Annotated in this window: 11 protein-coding genes, 9 tRNA genes, 1 rRNA gene and 2 pseudogenes; 17 read left to right on the forward strand and 6 right to left on the reverse strand. The window is 40.8% G+C overall.

Annotated elements, in window-relative coordinates; genetic code table 11:
* From rrf to ABID56_RS12300, 3 genes are all read left to right on the forward strand, one after another.
* Nucleotides 1–93, forward strand: a 5S ribosomal RNA gene (gene rrf / locus ABID56_RS12290); the annotation flags it as partial.
* A gap of 77 nt (nucleotides 94–170) precedes the next feature.
* Nucleotides 171–245: transfer RNA gene (locus ABID56_RS12295), tRNA-Asn, on the forward strand.
* Between the two features lie 18 nt (nucleotides 246–263).
* Nucleotides 264–339 (forward strand) — tRNA-Thr (locus tag ABID56_RS12300).
* Between the two features lie 120 nt (nucleotides 340–459).
* On the opposite strand, the pseudogene sph reads toward ABID56_RS12300, so the two are convergent.
* From sph to ABID56_RS12325, 5 genes and pseudogenes are all read right to left on the reverse strand, one after another.
* A pseudogene (gene sph, locus ABID56_RS12305) lies at nucleotides 460–1,443 on the reverse strand (sphingomyelin phosphodiesterase).
* Nucleotides 1,440–2,504: an ABC transporter ATP-binding protein gene (locus tag ABID56_RS12310; protein ID WP_354221659.1), complete on the reverse strand. Its 1,065-nt coding sequence runs from the start codon at nucleotides 2,502–2,504 to the stop codon at nucleotides 1,440–1,442. The pseudogene sph and the gene ABID56_RS12310 overlap by 4 nt, the downstream one beginning before the upstream one ends.
* Before the next feature lie 29 nt (nucleotides 2,505–2,533).
* On the reverse strand, nucleotides 2,534–4,174 hold the full coding sequence (locus ABID56_RS12315) for an ABC transporter permease (protein WP_354221661.1): 1,641 nt from the start codon (nucleotides 4,172–4,174) through the stop codon (nucleotides 2,534–2,536).
* A gap of 112 nt (nucleotides 4,175–4,286) precedes the next feature.
* Nucleotides 4,287–5,276 carry an ABC transporter substrate-binding protein gene (locus ABID56_RS12320; RefSeq protein WP_354221663.1) on the reverse strand — a complete coding sequence of 330 codons (990 nt, stop codon included), beginning with the start codon at nucleotides 5,274–5,276 and terminating at the stop codon, nucleotides 4,287–4,289.
* Nucleotides 5,277–5,297: 21 nt separating this feature from the next.
* Nucleotides 5,298–6,062, reverse strand: a complete 765-nt coding sequence (locus ABID56_RS12325) for an HAD family hydrolase (RefSeq protein WP_354221665.1) — start codon at nucleotides 6,060–6,062, stop codon at nucleotides 5,298–5,300.
* A 332-nt stretch (nucleotides 6,063–6,394) separates the two neighbouring features.
* On the opposite strand from ABID56_RS12325, the gene ABID56_RS12330 reads away from it, so the two are divergent.
* The 14 genes and pseudogenes from ABID56_RS12330 to ABID56_RS12395 all read left to right on the forward strand — a co-directional run.
* Nucleotides 6,395–6,466: transfer RNA gene (locus ABID56_RS12330), tRNA-Glu, on the forward strand.
* A 29-nt stretch (nucleotides 6,467–6,495) separates the two neighbouring features.
* Nucleotides 6,496–6,571 (forward strand) — tRNA-Val (locus tag ABID56_RS12335).
* 11 nt (nucleotides 6,572–6,582) lie between these two features.
* Nucleotides 6,583–6,659 (forward strand) — tRNA-Thr (locus ABID56_RS12340).
* Nucleotides 6,660–6,665: 6 nt separating this feature from the next.
* Nucleotides 6,666–6,751, forward strand: a tRNA-Tyr gene (locus ABID56_RS12345).
* Nucleotides 6,752–6,755: 4 nt separating this feature from the next.
* Nucleotides 6,756–6,830: transfer RNA gene (locus ABID56_RS12350), tRNA-Gln, on the forward strand.
* Nucleotides 6,831–6,839: 9 nt separating this feature from the next.
* Nucleotides 6,840–6,912: transfer RNA gene (locus ABID56_RS12355), tRNA-Lys, on the forward strand.
* 26 nt (nucleotides 6,913–6,938) lie between these two features.
* A tRNA-Ala gene (locus tag ABID56_RS12360) sits at nucleotides 6,939–7,014 on the forward strand.
* Nucleotides 7,015–7,412: 398 nt separating this feature from the next.
* Nucleotides 7,413–8,315 carry an arginase gene (gene rocF / locus ABID56_RS12365; RefSeq protein ID WP_354221667.1) on the forward strand — a complete coding sequence of 301 codons (903 nt, stop codon included), beginning with the start codon at nucleotides 7,413–7,415 and terminating at the stop codon, nucleotides 8,313–8,315.
* Between the two features lie 236 nt (nucleotides 8,316–8,551).
* Nucleotides 8,552–9,373, forward strand: coding sequence for a diadenylate cyclase CdaA (gene cdaA, locus ABID56_RS12370; RefSeq protein WP_354221669.1), 822 nt, complete (start codon nucleotides 8,552–8,554; stop codon nucleotides 9,371–9,373).
* Entirely contained in the window at nucleotides 9,366–10,607 is a 1,242-nt protein-coding gene (locus tag ABID56_RS12375) for a CdaR family protein (protein ID WP_354221671.1), read from the forward strand. Before cdaA ends, ABID56_RS12375 begins: the two co-directional genes overlap by 8 nt.
* A 49-nt stretch (nucleotides 10,608–10,656) precedes the next feature.
* A complete protein-coding gene (glmM, locus tag ABID56_RS12380) occupies nucleotides 10,657–12,012 on the forward strand; it encodes a phosphoglucosamine mutase (RefSeq protein ID WP_354221673.1) in 1,356 nt (451 codons plus the stop codon).
* 428 nt (nucleotides 12,013–12,440) lie between these two features.
* The gene (gene glmS / locus ABID56_RS12385; RefSeq protein WP_354221675.1) at nucleotides 12,441–14,243 is read left to right on the forward strand and encodes a glutamine--fructose-6-phosphate transaminase (isomerizing); all 1,803 of its coding nucleotides are present in this window, start codon (nucleotides 12,441–12,443) and stop codon (nucleotides 14,241–14,243) included.
* A gap of 272 nt (nucleotides 14,244–14,515) precedes the next feature.
* A complete protein-coding gene (locus ABID56_RS12390) occupies nucleotides 14,516–14,638 on the forward strand; it encodes a hypothetical protein (RefSeq protein ID WP_354221677.1) in 123 nt (40 codons plus the stop codon).
* Nucleotides 14,625–15,640 (forward strand): annotated as a pseudogene (locus ABID56_RS12395) (aldehyde dehydrogenase family protein); the annotation flags it as partial. The gene ABID56_RS12390 and the pseudogene ABID56_RS12395, both read left to right, overlap by 14 nt.
* A gap of 42 nt (nucleotides 15,641–15,682) precedes the next feature.
* On the opposite strand, the gene ABID56_RS12400 reads toward ABID56_RS12395, so the two are convergent.
* Nucleotides 15,683–16,111: a YkvA family protein gene (locus tag ABID56_RS12400; protein ID WP_354221679.1), complete on the reverse strand. Its 429-nt coding sequence runs from the start codon at nucleotides 16,109–16,111 to the stop codon at nucleotides 15,683–15,685.
* Nucleotides 16,112–16,116: the final 5 nt, after the last annotated feature.

Here is a 16,116-nt window from a genome sequence, read left to right on the forward strand (position 1 = left end):
CACACCTGTTCCCATGCCGAACACAGCAGTTAAGCTCTCTAGCGCCGATGGTAGTTGGGGTTCTTCCCCTGCGAGAGTAGGACGCCGCCGGGCAACTCATTTTTCTTATTAGTTGCAAATAAGATTATGTTTGTTATAATGACAATTAGCTTAATAATACTTCATTATATTCCAGCGTAGCTCAGAGGTAGAGCAATCGGCTGTTAACCGATTGGTCGCAGGTTCGAATCCTGCCGCTGGAGCCATTTTTTTATTTTCTATGCGCTTCCATAGCTCAGCCGGTAGAGCACTTCCATGGTAAGGAAGGGGTCAGCGGTTCGAGTCCGCTTGGAAGCTCCAATCCAATATAGATATGTAAACTTATGAGGGCACTTAATCGGTGTTCTTTTTTTGTATTGGTTTCATTATAGTAGAGAAAAAAGTCAACCTATTAATTTGAATAGGCTGACTTTAATACTTTTAATTATTTTGAATTGAACCGAAGACTGGATAATGATCAGAGTAATCATTATATTCATAAGTTGTTCCCCAAGAAGACACAGACCATAATGGTGATTTAATATTTTTAGCTTCTACAGTTAAAGAGTTCGGTTGTGCATGATTATTTGACGTGAATATATAATCTAGAAATTGTGAGTCTAATTCAGGATAATTATATTCAGCAATCGAATTACTTTCTGGGTCCCATGTGGCACCAAACCCTGTGTAAGTTGGTTCTTTTACATTTAATTGATTGATCATTGAATTGTATTCTTCAGAGCTTTTCTTGACGTTTAAGTCTCCACTAATAATAAGCATTTCTGATTCAGGAATATTTTTAGATTCGATAAAGTCTTTTATTTCTTGCATTTGAGCCGTTCTTACTTCTTCTGGCTCACCCTCCGAACAATTAGAATCAGTAGATTGAAGATGTGTTCCAATCACATGATAAGGGTCGTCATTTTTTAGAATTTTTGTGTAAACAAATCCTTTATTACTTAAGCTTTCCGGTCCGCATGCATCATCAAAAACATGCTGTATCTTTTCTTCAATTGGCCACTTACTTAAGACTGATACACCACCACTTTCTGGTGTGATATAAGAGTAGCTACCACGTGTTTCATCCCAGTTGTTTGTCGTGCTACCTAATATGGGTGTTTGATAAGGGTACTGGTTACTTAATTGGTTTAATAATTGATCTGAAGCATTGTTATTAAACAATTCGTTGAGTACCACTATGTCTTGATTCTTCATAAAATCCGCTTCACTTATCAAGTTAGCTCGTTGGTCTTGGCCCTAATTAGGCTCTATAGCGCTAGACATTAAATAGGCATTATATGCAACAATGTCTAGGTTCGTATCATACGAATGCTGATTAGTTGTTTCTGCTGTGAGTAGAGTACTGTTAAATAATAAGCTCATAGCTAAAATGATCATAGTCATTTTAAACAATTTCGTGTTTATACCTCCTTATGGATGAAATGGGGAGTTTCAGGGAAACTGATTGTAATGGAATCGTTACGCTTATACTCTCCCAAACCATGTGCATTAAAATCGTCAACAATTATCTCAGTATCATTGATTAATACGAAATAACGTGTGAAATTGCCGTTATATATAATTCGATTAACGACCCCTTCAAAGTCACCATTTGGGTTGATCTTAATTTTTTCAGGACGAATGACTGCTTTTAATTGTTGGTCATGATCTATGTTATTCGGATGCACTATTCGGAATTGGAAAGAAGGGGTAACGAAATAGGATTGTTCATTTTCGATTGTAATCTTTCCTTCCAAAATATTAGCGTGACCGACAAAGTTGGCAACAAATTCATTGCTTGGTTCATTATAGATGTTATCTGGTCGATCGAGTTGTTGCGCGGTTCCATCTTTCAAAACGATGACACGATCTGAAATACTCAATGCTTCTTCCTGATCATGAGTGACGAAAATAATCGTTAAGTTTAATTCATCTTTTAACCGCCGAATTTCTTCCCGCATAATCATACGTAAGTTAGCGTCTAAATTAGATAAAGGTTCATCAAGTAGTAACACTTTAGGTTGAAGTACCAAACAACGGGCTATTGCTACTCGTTGTTGTTGCCCACCACTTAATTCACTAGGCTGTCTATTTTCATAGCCTTCTAATTGTACTTGTTTTAAAGCTTCTTTAATACGACTATCACGTTCTTGTTTTGGTACTTTTTCAATTTTAAGACCATACTCCACATTTTTATAAACAGACATATGTGGGAATAGAGCATAGTTTTGAAATACCATTCCTGTTGGGCGGTTTTCAGGAGGTAAATGATCAATTGATTGGTTATCAAGGGTGATCGAGCCTTTATCTTGATTATGAAAGCCACCAATCATTCTTAATAATGTTGTCTTACCACAACCACTAGGCCCGATAAATGAAATAAGTTCACCTTGTTCAATATCAATAGAGATGTCATTAACTGCTGTAACATCATCAAAAAACTTATAGAGGTGGCTTAATTGTAAAAACTGTTCTTGTCCGCTCAAGTTATTTCACTCCTTAATTAAACTGTGTTCTATATGCTGACCCCTGTTTTTTTCTCAATATACTTAAGTAGTCCCATACAAGATAAAACAATAACAATTAACACAAATGACATGGCGGAGGCCATACCAATTTGAGCTTGTTCAGCTAGATTTAATATGTGAACAGCTGCTAAGTTTGTTCCTGGTGCAATTAAAAAGATAACAGAACTGATCGATACCATCGCTGTCATAAATGTATAAACAAATCCTGCTATGAACGCTGGACTTAATAGAGGAACAACGACTTTACCGAATGTACGATATGGTCCTGCACCTAGGTCGTTCGATGCTTCTTCCATGGATGAATCAATTTGGTGCATTTTACTAATACTAGCTTCAAGACCAACACCAATTTTTCTGAACGTCATGTTAAGGACGATTAATAGTACGGTACCTGTTAAGAAAAAAGGAGAGCCGTTGAATATAAGTACATAACCAATACCCATAACTGTACCTGGGACTGCTAGACCAAACAAGGTTAAGAATTCTAATGCTTTTTTTCCTGGAATCGGTTTTCGCGCAAATAGATAACCTTGCAGCATTCCAATTGTGGCCGCTAAGATAGCCGCTAAGAACGATACGATTATACTGGTGTATAACGAGTCCCAGCCGTTTCGACTTTGGAAGTGCTCTAGTGTAAAGCTATTATCAATACCAATGATTTTCACAAATGCTCCAAGAACGACCATAATGAACATGAGTACGATAAAAGACACAAACAATGTGTTAATCGTCATAACAACCGATTTAACCCGCTTAGTCAGGGGTGCATTACTTGCGCCTGACTCGCCACTGATCGTCTCTAATCCTGAATCTTTCATGACATAAGTTTGGAATATAAATACGATTAAACTCGGTATAATAAGGAAAACGCCGAGAACAGCTGCTTGTTCTAAGTTTTGTTGTCCTACAACGAGTAGGTAAGCTTCAGCTGCAATAAATGTTTCGCCACCACCGATAATCAAGGGGTTTGAAAAATCAGCCAAAGCCATGACAAACACTAATAACCCAGCTTTCGTAATCCCGGATTGGGAGAGGGGTAGTGTGATCTTTCTTAATGTTTTGGACTGATTTGCACCAAGGTCTCTTGATGCGTTCTCTAAACTAGGGCTCATATTACGCATCGTACTCTCAACTAACATGTAGCCAATAGGGAAGTAACCCAGTATTTGTGCTAAGACGACGCCCCAGAATCCGTAAATACTAAATTCTAACCCAAAGGCATCATTGAGCAGAGAAGTGACGACACCATTACGCCCTAATAATATAATTAAAGACAATGAAAAGATAAAAGGTGGGGCAACTAGTGGTAATAAAGCTGCGCCACGATAGAACTTAGATAAAAAAGATGTTGATCGTGTAACATATAATGAGATACTTACACTTAATAAAACAACCACAATGGTTGAAATAATCGCAGCTCCTAAGCTATTTAACAAAGAATTAAGGTAATAAGATCTTGCGAAGAATTCTTTGTAATACTCAAATGTAAATCCTCCTGATCCTATACCAAAACTTTTAAAGAAAACAGCGAACACAGGGATTACGATAAACAACAGAATTGCCGCAGCTAAGATCATCGTTAGGATCGCAAACCAAGGTTCAGACAAAAATTGGCGAAATTCAGACACGAGTTTCTTACTCCTCGTTGTTCTAGTTGTTTCAGTAGTCAATTAGATCACCTCAGCTTTATTCAATAAATATGGAGAGGCCAGCGCGTGGTGACGCTGGCCAATCTCTTCATTAGTTAGAAAATTTATTCTGCCATTCTTCCATGATACGATCACGATTATCCGCATCCCACTGCGCGTCATAATCAATGAAATTGTCGGAAACATTTGAGTCATCTGTAATGCCAGGCTTAGTTACCATAGAACGGTACTCAGCAGATAATTCCATGAAGTCTTGTGAACCTAAGTAGTCCATGACTTCTTTTGCTTTTTCAGGTTGATCCGTGTTTTCGAAGATCCAAGCAACATCTAAACTGTAACCTACACCTTCTTCAGGCATGACACTTTTAATTGGATAGCCCTCATCAATGTAGTCAAGGACAGCTTGGTCCCAAGATACCCCAATAGCATACTCACCTTGAGCAACTAATTGGGCAGGTGCTGAACCAGATTTAGTATATTGACCAACATTTTTATCTAATTGTTCAAAGTAATCCCAGCCTTCTTCTTCGCCCATTTGTTGCATAATTGTTGAAACGATTAAGAATGCTGTACCTGATGTACCTGGATCCGGTAGTGCAATTTCGCCTTCATATTGAGGGTCTAATAAATCCTCCCAAGATTGAGGGACGTCGAGCCCTTTGTCTTCGATAATATCTTCATTGACAGCAATCATGTTATACCAGAAAGAAGTACCATACCATTCGCCATCTTCTTGTTTAAACTTGTCAGGCACATCTTCCCATTGTTCTGATTCATATGGTAATAAATAGCCTTCTTCTTCAGCTTTCATACCGAATCCGTGAAGCATACCGATTTGCATATCAGCACCAATTTCTGGGGCTTCAGCTTCAATACGGCTCCAACCTTCACCACTTGATAAACGCAGCACGTCTAGTTGGACTCCAGTATTTTCTTCGATATTTTCTACCATTGCATCCATCTCTTCAGAATCATTGTGAGTATAAACTTGTAACGGTTCATCGCTTGAACCTGATTCCCCACAAGCTGTAATGATGACCATTGTTGTCATTAAAACCAAAAACATGATGGTTTTCTTCATGTAAACTCTCTCCCTTTTTGATTAATTTATATAACACCCTCGATAATCTTGGATCACGAGGTCGGTATCGCGTAAATAGAAAGCGTTATCAATACTCGTTTGTGCAATTCCAATTCCGGCTTTTAACTTAGCATTTTTAGCTAAAGTCATGTCTCCATTAGAATCACCAAATAAAATTGTTTGTTGTGGTGAGACTAATAAACGTTGACAAGCTGTATAAGCCATTTCCGGAAATGGCTTGCCTTTTGTTACAGAATCAAATCCAATAACAGTATCGAAATAGTGATCAATTCCGAGTAACTGTAAATGATATAAAGCATTTTGAGTGGAATCAGCTGTAACCACAGCCATTTTGATCTGTTGTTGATTGGCTTCATTGATAAATTCAATTAATCCATCAATGGGTTTAATATATTGTTTCCAATCAATAGTAGATTCAATGTTTTCTAGGCTTTTAGTGAGGTATGTAACAGCTTCATCCCATGGGATCCCAAGTTGATATAAGTAATGAGTTAGTATGGTGGCTGAATCATCAGGGTTACCGATTGCTAACGGACCGACTGGATCCCAAGTTTGGTTCACTATATCAAGACCTATACGTTCACAAGCATGGTGGGGGTCATAATTAATTGTTTCAGGAATCTGAATGGCAATTTCTTTAGTTAATAAGTCGCCCCAAACACCCCATATAGAATAAAAGTTAATGAGTGTGCCGTCTTTATCAAATAATATAGCTTCGGTATCAAAACGCTTTCCCTCTACGGTAATAATAGTGATGGTTGTCACCTCCTCATTTTTTGAAATAGTAAAACGTTAAATTTAAATTTAACAAAATTAATAAACTTAACGTTGCTTAATAGATTAATAAGAAATGTGAATATTGTCAAATCAGTTATGAATTTTTTGTGAAGATAAATGAACGTAACCTCAGTGATGAGCAGGGTTAGAAGATTTTAGAAAAAATCGTTTTTGAAAATAGTATTGTTGGGTTTGTGGGTAAGAAGAGGTATTGTAAGTACAATTCTGAAAGTTAAAAATTTCTTTTTTCCCTTTACAATGTTTTAGGTAGTCGCTATAATAATACTTGTCCTTTTCAGATAAAGGATCGTGATCAACATGGCCCGTTGGTCAAGTGGTTAAGACACCGCCCTTTCACGGCGGTAACACGGGTTCGAATCCCGTACGGGTCATCTACATATTTTTGCACGTTATGTGCTGCGGAGGATTAGCTCAGTTGGGAGAGCACTTGCCTTACAAGCAAGGGGTCGGTGGTTCGAGCCCGCCATCCTCCACCATCTTTTCAAACGCCGGCCTAGCTCAATCTGGCAGAGCAACTGACTTGTAATCAGTAGGTTGGGAGTTCGAGTCTCTCGGCCGGCACCATTGTTTGGAGGGGTAGCGAAGTTGGCCAAACGCGGCGGACTGTAAATCCGCTCTCTCCGAGTTCGGCGGTTCGAATCCGTCCCCCTCCACCACTATTGGGCCATAGCCAAGCGGTAAGGCAACGGTTTTTGGTACCGTCATGCGCTGGTTCGAATCCAGCTGGCCCAGCCATCATATTATGAGCCATTAGCTCAGCTGGCAGAGCATCTGACTTTTAATCAGAGGGTCGGTGGTTCGAATCCACCATGGCTCATTTTTTACATAATAAATAATTGATATGGGGCCTTAGCTCAGCTGGGAGAGCGCCTGCTTTGCACGCAGGAGGTCAGCGGTTCGATCCCGCTAGGCTCCACCATATCTCTTAGCTAAAGTTGTTCTCTGTTGGGGAGCAACTTTTTTATTTGGTTAGCCTGATAATTGGCAATACATAAGTGGAGCCATTTTATGAATCGATCTTAACTAATTTGATTAACTTCTCGATTTGAGCGTCATACTACGTAAATGAGAGACTTTGTGTGTCAAAAGAGCGACTGAGAACGAAATAGTGCGACTACAAATCGTAATTGAGCAAGCTGTATGATAAATGATTGACTATGACCCATAATTGAGTGACTTTTTTAGGGCTGGTTGATTACTGAATCATGCTCATGCAAGGCTGCCGGCGCGTGCATATTTATTCACGTTTTTGTCCAGTTGAACCATTCTGTGCTGGCTTATAAAATGAATGGAGGCAAAATGAAGGAGGAAATGACGATGAACAATAGACTAGGAATCCTTGGTGCTCCGTTAACGGTCGCTCAACCTAATGAAGGCGTTGACTTTGGTCCTGGGTCGATTCGTTATGCTGGCTTGTTTGATCGATTAAATGATTTAGGCCTAGCTTATAAAGATTATGGTGATGTACCAGTTATTAATAAACGGACAAACGGGGTAGACCCGAAGACGAATTTGCGCAATCTAGACCATGTCGCTTCAGCTAATGAAATGATTGCGGATTATGTTTATGATTTAAAAAAACAAGGTGATGTACCTTTAATTTTGGGTGGTGACCATAGTATCGCCATTGGAACACTTGCTGGATTGAGTCAGTTTTATAGTAACTTGGGTGTCATTTGGTTTGATGCACACGCTGATTTAAACCGAGGTGAGACATCTCCATCTGGCAATATTCATGGGATGTCGTTAGGTGTCAGTTTAGGTATGGGGCATGAACGTTTAACGTCGATTCACGGCCAAGAAGCGAAAATAAAGCCTGAACATACCATCATCATTGGGGCGCGGTCGGTTGATGAGGGAGAGCGCCAAGTGATTCGTGAACAAGGAATTCGTGTCTATACGATGCATGATATTGAAACGCACGGTATAACGTGGGTGATGAATGATGCATTAGAATACTTAAACGGGAAAGTGGACGGCGTTCATTTAAGTTTGGATGTCGATGGTATTGACCCAAATCACACCCCAGGAACAGGAACACCTGTCGTTGGAGGTCCGAGTTACCGAGAGGCTCATTTAGCGATGTCGATGTTGTATAATGCTGGTGTGTTGACGTCAGCTGAGGTCGTCGAGGTAAATCCGTTATTAGATGAAGGGAATCGGACGGCAGAAGTAGCTGTTGATATGATCGCTTCATTATATGGTGAAAAACATGTCTAATGATAATCAAGAGTTATGTCTGTCGATTTATGTGATAGCATAACTCTTTTTTTTACGCAAAAAATGTCAGTCTAGAGGCGAATCAATCGTTACCGAGCCATTTCAGATGTAGTAATTTGTGATATAATAGTGACAGATGATTGTGTGTCTCGCAATTTTACGTATCCGTTTTACATATGGACTGTTTCGGGCAATAAATAAAAAGAGACAAAATAGTGCGTGAAGGAAGTGTCAACATGTCGTGGGAAGAGCTTGATTTCCTGCAAGTGTTACGGATTGTCGTTGATATAGCGCTTGTATGGTTTGTTATATATAAATTATTTTCAGTCATTCGTGGGACGAAAGCGGTTCAGTTACTGAAAGGGATCTTTGTCGTCTTAGGTATATGGTTCTTGAGCTCGATTTTAGAGTTGAAAACGGTCCAGTGGCTCGTTTACCAAGCGATTACGTGGGGGTTCCTCGCTGTGATCATCCTTTTCCAGCCTGAAATTCGCCGAGCGTTAGAGCAATTAGGGCGAGGAAGCTTTTTTTCACGTCATACACAATCAGAAGAGAAGGCTGTTTATGATGCGATTGATTCGATTGTGAAGTCGTGTCATTACATGAGTAAACGTCGTATTGGTGCTTTAATGTCGATTGAACGTGAGACAGGTCTAAGTGAATACGTTGAAACAGGTGTGCCTGTGAACGGTCAATTGACGAGTGAGTTGCTGACAAATATATTCATACCGAATGCACCGTTACACGACGGTGCTGTCGTCATTAGCGAAAACCAAATTGTCGCTGCCGCTTGTTATTTACCGTTAAGTGAAAGCCCGTTTATTTCAAAAGAATTAGGTACGAGGCACCGAGCGGCCATGGGGGTTAGTGAAGTCACAGATGCCCTAACGATTGTTGTCTCAGAAGAAACGGGTAATATATCGGCAACGAAAAATGGCGAATTGTATCGCAAATTAGATGAAGACGGGTTACGTCAGTTATTAATGCAAGACTTAAGTCCATCCGAACAAAACGGATCATCAAAGGCATTGAGTTGGAGGGCAAAGCGTAATGGATAATTGGTTGAGAAGTCCTTGGTTTACGAGAATTGTGTCGTTATTTTTAGCCATTTTATTATATACAACAGTTGCCATTGATGATGCGAATACATCACGCTCTAGCGATATTTTCTTACCGTCCGGCTCTACGGAGACGCAGACGGTTGAAAATGTGCCGCTGCAAGTTCAAATAGATGAAGAAGATAATTATGTTGTCCGCGGTGTTCCGGATACGGTCGATGTGACGCTTGAAGGACCGCGCAGCGTGATTACACAAACGGTTAGGCAGCAAAATTTTGATGTCGTTGTGGATTTAAATGATTTGGGGCCCGGTGAACATCAAGTTGATGTGACACATGAAGGGTTTTCGAGTCAGTTATCGGTTTATATTGAGCCGAATGTTGCGAATGTAACGATTGAAGAACGGGCAACAGCAAGTTTTCCGGTTGATATAGATTATGTGGAAAGTGACGGTTTGAATCCGGACAATGTCTTTGCGAGTTCGCCACAACTATCGCCGGCTGAAATTGAAATTACAGGCTCACAAAATGAAATTGATCAAGTCGCGATTGTTAAAGCCATTGTGAACTTGCCTACTTTAGCGCAAAATGGCGAAGTAACAGGTGCGCCTGTTCGTGTATATGACGCTGCCGGTAATGAACTGAGTGTACTCGTTGAACCGTCAGAGGTAGACGTGACAGCAGATGTGTCGATTACGGATAAACGCTATCCTGTTACTTATGAAACGACGGGGGATTTAGACGAAGAGTTAGTGTTACAAAGCATCGATCTAAACCCGGTTTCAGCGACGTTATATGGTAGTGTAGATCGTTTAGATGAGATTGACCGTTTAGAACCTGTCGATGTTGATTTGTCTGATGTAACTGAATCGACGACATTGGAGGTTGATTTGTCAGTTCCGTCGGGTGTTAATCGTATCGAGCCAGAAACAGTTGAAGCAGAAATTGAAGTCGAAGAGGCTGTGGAAACGACGTTAGAAGACGTTGAATTAGAAGTTGATAATTTAGCGGAAGACCGTGAAATAACGTTTATCGAACCAGAAGAACCTCAAATTAACGTGCAATTAGTTGGTACGGAAAACGACCTTAACAATCTGTCGCGTGATGACATTCGTGTGTCGATCGATGTGGAAGGTCAAGTTGAAGGGGAATTTTACGCCGATGTGCAGTTTGAAGGGCCTGATGGTGTCAGATTATCTTCTGAACAAAGCCGAATTAGAGTGAGAGTTGAATAAAACATCTTATTGATAGACATGATTGATAATGTGAAGGAGCGGAAAGATTATGGGAAAATATTTTGGTACTGACGGTGTTCGTGGTATTGCCAATACAGAATTAACACCGGAGTTAGCCTTTAAACTTGGACGATATGGGGCTTATCACCTAACGAAAAGTGCATCTGAGAAAGCGAAATTACTCGTCGGCCGTGATCCGCGCATTTCTAGCGAGATGCTAGAGAGTGCCTTAATTGCTGGGGTATTATCTGTCGGTGTTGATGTCATGCGTCTTGGCGTTATCTCAACCCCCGGTGTCGCTTATTTAACGAAAGCATCAGGCGCGCATGCAGGTGTGATGATTTCAGCTTCACACAATCCGGTTGAGGATAATGGTATTAAATTCTTTAGCGAAAATGGCTTTAAATTGAACGATGAACAAGAGCAAGCAATTGAAGCGTTATTGGATGAAGAAACAGACGACATTCCACGACCGACTGGTGCTGGTGTCGGTCAACCGATGAATTATTTTGAAGCGGGTCAGAAGTATTTACAACATTTAAAACAAACGATTGATACCGACTTTGATGGTATGAAGATTGTAATCGATTGTGCGCACGGTGCGACGTCATCGATTGCGAATCACTTGTTTGCTGACTTAGAAGCCGATATTATATCTATCGGTTCGTCACCTGATGGGACGAATATTAACGACGGCTATGGTTCAACAAGTCCGGAAAATCTTCGTCAAACCGTGATTGAAGAAAAAGCTGACGTAGGTTTAGCTTTTGACGGAGACGGTGACCGCCTCATTGCCGTTGATGAAAAAGGCAATATCATTGATGGCGATAAAATTATGTATATTTGCGGTCAGTTTTTGAAGAAGAAAGGCCGTTTAAAACAAGACACTGTCGTCACAACCGTGATGAGTAATATCGGCTTGTATCGTCAATTTGACCAAATCGGTATCGACACGGTAAAAACATCAGTTGGCGACCGTTACGTGATGGAGAAAATGTTAGAACGTGACTTTAACTTCGGTGGCGAGCAGTCAGGCCATATTATTTTCCTAGATTATAATACAACAGGCGATGGTATGCTGACGGCGTTGCAATTATTGAATGCGATGCGCGAAACGGATCAGCCGTTATCAGCCTTAGCGGACGAAATGGAGAAATTCCCGCAAGTGATGCAAAACATTCGTGTCATCGATAAACAGCAAGTGCAAATTGATCAAACGGTGCAGGAAGCGATCAACCGCGTGGAAGAAGAACTTGGCGATAAGGGCCGCGTGCTCGTCCGTCCATCTGGTACAGAACCAGTTGTGCGTGTGATGGTCGAAGCGCCGACGAAAGAAGATTGTGAGAAATATGTATCTGAAGTTGCGACGATCATTGATGAAACGTATGGCTTAAAAGATGCATAAGATATTAGGGCATAAGGGTGATGGTATTCATTCCTTATGCCTAATTTATGCGATAAAACGATAAAAAGCGTACAAATAATTGACCTGCCAGCGTAATAGCAGTAAAATAATGGGTAGCCGTTTGCACACGGCTTCATTCAAAGAGAGAAAGGAGCGTAGCAGGGGAGAAAAACAGAAAGCGCCAGGGCTATTTCTTAGACCGCTTATTAAGAAATAGTTGACGAGGTGGAGGTTCAATCGAGTATTCGGCGGATGCCTCCCAGTTGCCGCATCTCAACTGTCACGTATGCCGTGAAAACATAGAGGCGACTCTATGCACAACCACGTCATATAAGATGCCTTAAAATACACGAGAAAGGGGCAAACAACTGCCCCTTACGAAAAGGATGCTGTGGTTTGCCTCTTTCAACTACAGGAGGATATACAGTATGTGCGGAATTGTCGGTTATATTGGACAGGAAGATTCGAAAGAGATTTTATTAACAGGATTAGAAAAGTTAGAGTATCGTGGGTATGACTCAGCAGGTATTGCGGTTCGCGATGAAGCGGATATGAATTTATTCAAGGTTAAAGGGCGTATTGCGAATTTACGCGAAGAGGTTGATGAATCCGTATCAGCGAATATCGGGATCGGCCATACACGTTGGGCAACACATGGTGAGCCAAGTACGGCTAACGCTCACCCTCACCAAAGCACGTCAGGTCGTTTCACGTTAGTTCACAATGGTGTGATCGAAAACTTTGAAGAACTGAAACGTGACTACTTAGCTGACGTCAACTTTGTGAGCGAAACAGATACTGAGATCATTGTTCAATTGATTGAGAAATTCACAAATGAATTAGGCGATAGGCTTCAAGCTTTTCGCAAGACGATTAGCTTGTTACACGGGTCTTATGCGTTAGCTGTTTTAGACCGTGAACAACCAGATGTCGTGTTCGTTGCGAAAAATAAGAGTCCATTACTTGTCGGTTTAGGCGATGATTTTAACGTGGTAGCAAGTGACTCGATGGCGATGTTACAAGTAACAGATCAGTTCGTTGAATTAATGGACGGCGAAGTAGTACTCGTTAAACAAGATGAGGTTGAAATTCAGAAACTTGACGGTACGACTGTTGAACGCGATCCATTTACAGCGGAAATCGACGCAAGTGACATCGAAAAGGGCACTTACCCGCATTTCATGTTAAAAGAAATCGATGAGCAACCGTTCGTGATGCGTAAAATTATTCAAGAGTACCAAGATGAAAACGACGACATTAAACTAGAAGAAGACGTCCGCCAAGCGATGGCTGCTTGTGATCGCGTTTATATTATTGCAGCGGGCACGAGCTATCACGCTGGTTTAATCGGTAAAGAATTTTTAGAGAAAATCGCGCAAGTACCAACTGAAGTACACATTGCGAGTGAGTTCTCTTACAATATGCCATTATTATCTGAGAAACCACTCTTTGTGTTCATTTCACAAAGTGGTGAAACAGCGGACTTACGTTCAGTACTCGTTGAAACAAAACAATTAGGTCACCCGGCACTCACGATGACAAATGTGCCAGGATCAACCCTTTCTCGTGAATCAGATTACACGTTACATTTACACGCAGGACCAGAGATTGCTGTGGCGTCGACGAAAGCTTACACAGCACAGATGGCGGTTTTAGCAATCTTAGCTGTTGATACAGCACGTGCAAAAGGTCTAACGCTAGAATTCGATCCATTAAAAGAACTCGGCATCGTCGGTAATGCGATGGAAGCTCTTTGCGATCAGAAAGAAGAATTCGATCAAATCGCACGTGATTATTTATCAACAACGCGCAATTGTTTCTTCATCGGCCGTGGTTTAGACTACTTCGTCGGTTTAGAAGGCGCGTTAAAACTAAAAGAAATCTCATACATTCAAGCAGAAGGTTTCGCAGGTGGCGAGTTAAAACACGGAACAATTGCCTTAATTGAAGACGGCACACCAGTGATTGCCCTTGCGACACAAGAACACGTTGACGGTTCGATCCGTTCCAATGTGCAAGAAGTAGTCGCGCGCGGTGCGAATGCGTGCGTCATCAGCCCAGAGCACTTAACCCGTGAAGGCGATGCATTCTCCATTCCAACCGTGCATCCACTATTAGCACCACTTGTGTCTGTGTTACCAATGCAATTGATTTCGTATTACGCAGCCCTACACCGTGATTGTGACGTGGATAAACCACGTAACTTAGCGAAGAGTGTGACGGTTGAGTAGTAACTGATTAAGGAAGATGGAATGTTGTCTCCCCAAAACTCAAACTTACCAGAAGAGAGTAGAGCGTAGCAGGTAAGAGCAGGAATAGAGAAGGAAAACAGGAAGAGCTGATGTCGTTTCAACAGACGATGTCAGTTCTTTTTTTATATTCAATTAACTTCTGATTTGTCATATTGGCTTTGTAAGGCTCTTCCTTACCTCATGAACGAAAATCATATGAAATCTGTTTTTGGGTATAAATAAAATTAGTGACATCCGAGGAGGGTTAGAGCATGGAACAAGAACAATATATCGCCCATGCGATTATTGATGGTGAGAAATTTGAAACAGAAGAACTGGCTTCAAGGGAAAATCCGACGTATCCAAACCAGGTCGTTGGTCATTACCCTTTCTAGCATCAAAATTGCGCCTGCACTATTAACAGGTAATACCTTAGTACTTAAGCCGAGCCCACTTGCACCTCTTATGCTAAGCAAATTTTTTGAGAACATTGCTGAAGAATATCCCAAAGGTGTTCTAAACTTGGTAAATGGTGAACAGGAAGTAGGCGAAGAACTCACAAGTCATCCAAAAGTCAAAAGATTGCATTTACAGGTGGTACAGAGACAGCGAAACATATTATGAAAGCGGCTACGGATACGATCAAGGATTTAACACTGGAGTTAGGTGGTAATGATGCTGCCGTTATTTTGAAGGATTTTGATGTTAATGATGAAGCCGCTATGCGTCGTTTAGTGATTTCTAATTTCCTAACGGCCGGGCAAATATGTATGATTGCAAAACGGGTTTATGTGGACCGTTCGACTTACGATGAATTTGTTGAGAAATATATTGAAGCGGCGAATGACTGGATTCAAGTCGGTGGTCCATTCCATGATGATGTAACGATTGGTCCTGTTAATAACAAGAATCAAAAGGAATATGTCCAAAAGCTCGTGAATGATGCAGAAGAAAAAGGTGCTAAAGTCATTAAATTAGGTGACATTTTAGACGAGGATTTGATGGGCGAGGGTTATTTCTTACAACTTACAATTGTGTTAAATACTGATTATCGTGACCCGATTGTTGTTGAAGAACAGTTTGGACCAACGCTTCCGATTTTGCCGCTTGATGATGATGAGCATGCTATTGAATTAGCGAATGACAGTATTTATGGACTGACGAGTTCTGTCTGGGGTGAAGAAGAACACGCCATTGAAGTGGCGAAATATATTGAGGCTGGTACGACGATGATTAACACCGCAGCCGTACAAGGGCTGGACGTGGGTTTTCCATTCGGCGGTGTGAAGCAGTCTGGTATTGGACGTGAGTATGGTGAACAAGGGTTGTTAGCTTATACGAATACACATGTGATTAATATACCAAACGATGGCGATTTGCCGTATATCCCAGAGTAGAAAGCGAAGAACTGAGATGAGCTCTCAGTTCTTTTAGTTTCTTTATTCTTTTGTCACAAACTCATTGTTATTTCCATACTTCCAAGCTTTAAATTTATCCAGATCGTCTTTAATGCTTTTATAGACATACCCCAATAAAGCTATATCATCAACATAACCTAGAGGGAGGAAGTCTGGATAGGCATCTAAAGGCGATACAAAATAAAGCAAGGCGACGATAATCCAAACGATTGTTTGTTTTGAGACGTCACGGTATTCATTGTTTTTCCAGGCCTTTAAAAATTCTACTAGCAACTTGATTTGATCCAAGGCGTTCGATAGAGATTTGCTATTTTCGCGCGCTTTTTCTTCAGCATTGTTAGCTAAGGTTTTTAACTTTTGAGGGCTGTTGGCGTATTCTTTAATTTTACCTTCGTTTTTGGTTTTAAAGTCTTCGAACAGTTTCTTCGGGTTAAAGTTCTTCTTATTCATAAAAT

The organism is Alkalibacillus flavidus (genome assembly GCF_040545925.1).
GTDB classification, from domain to species: domain Bacteria; phylum Bacillota; class Bacilli; order Bacillales; family Alkalibacillaceae; genus Alkalibacillus; species Alkalibacillus flavidus.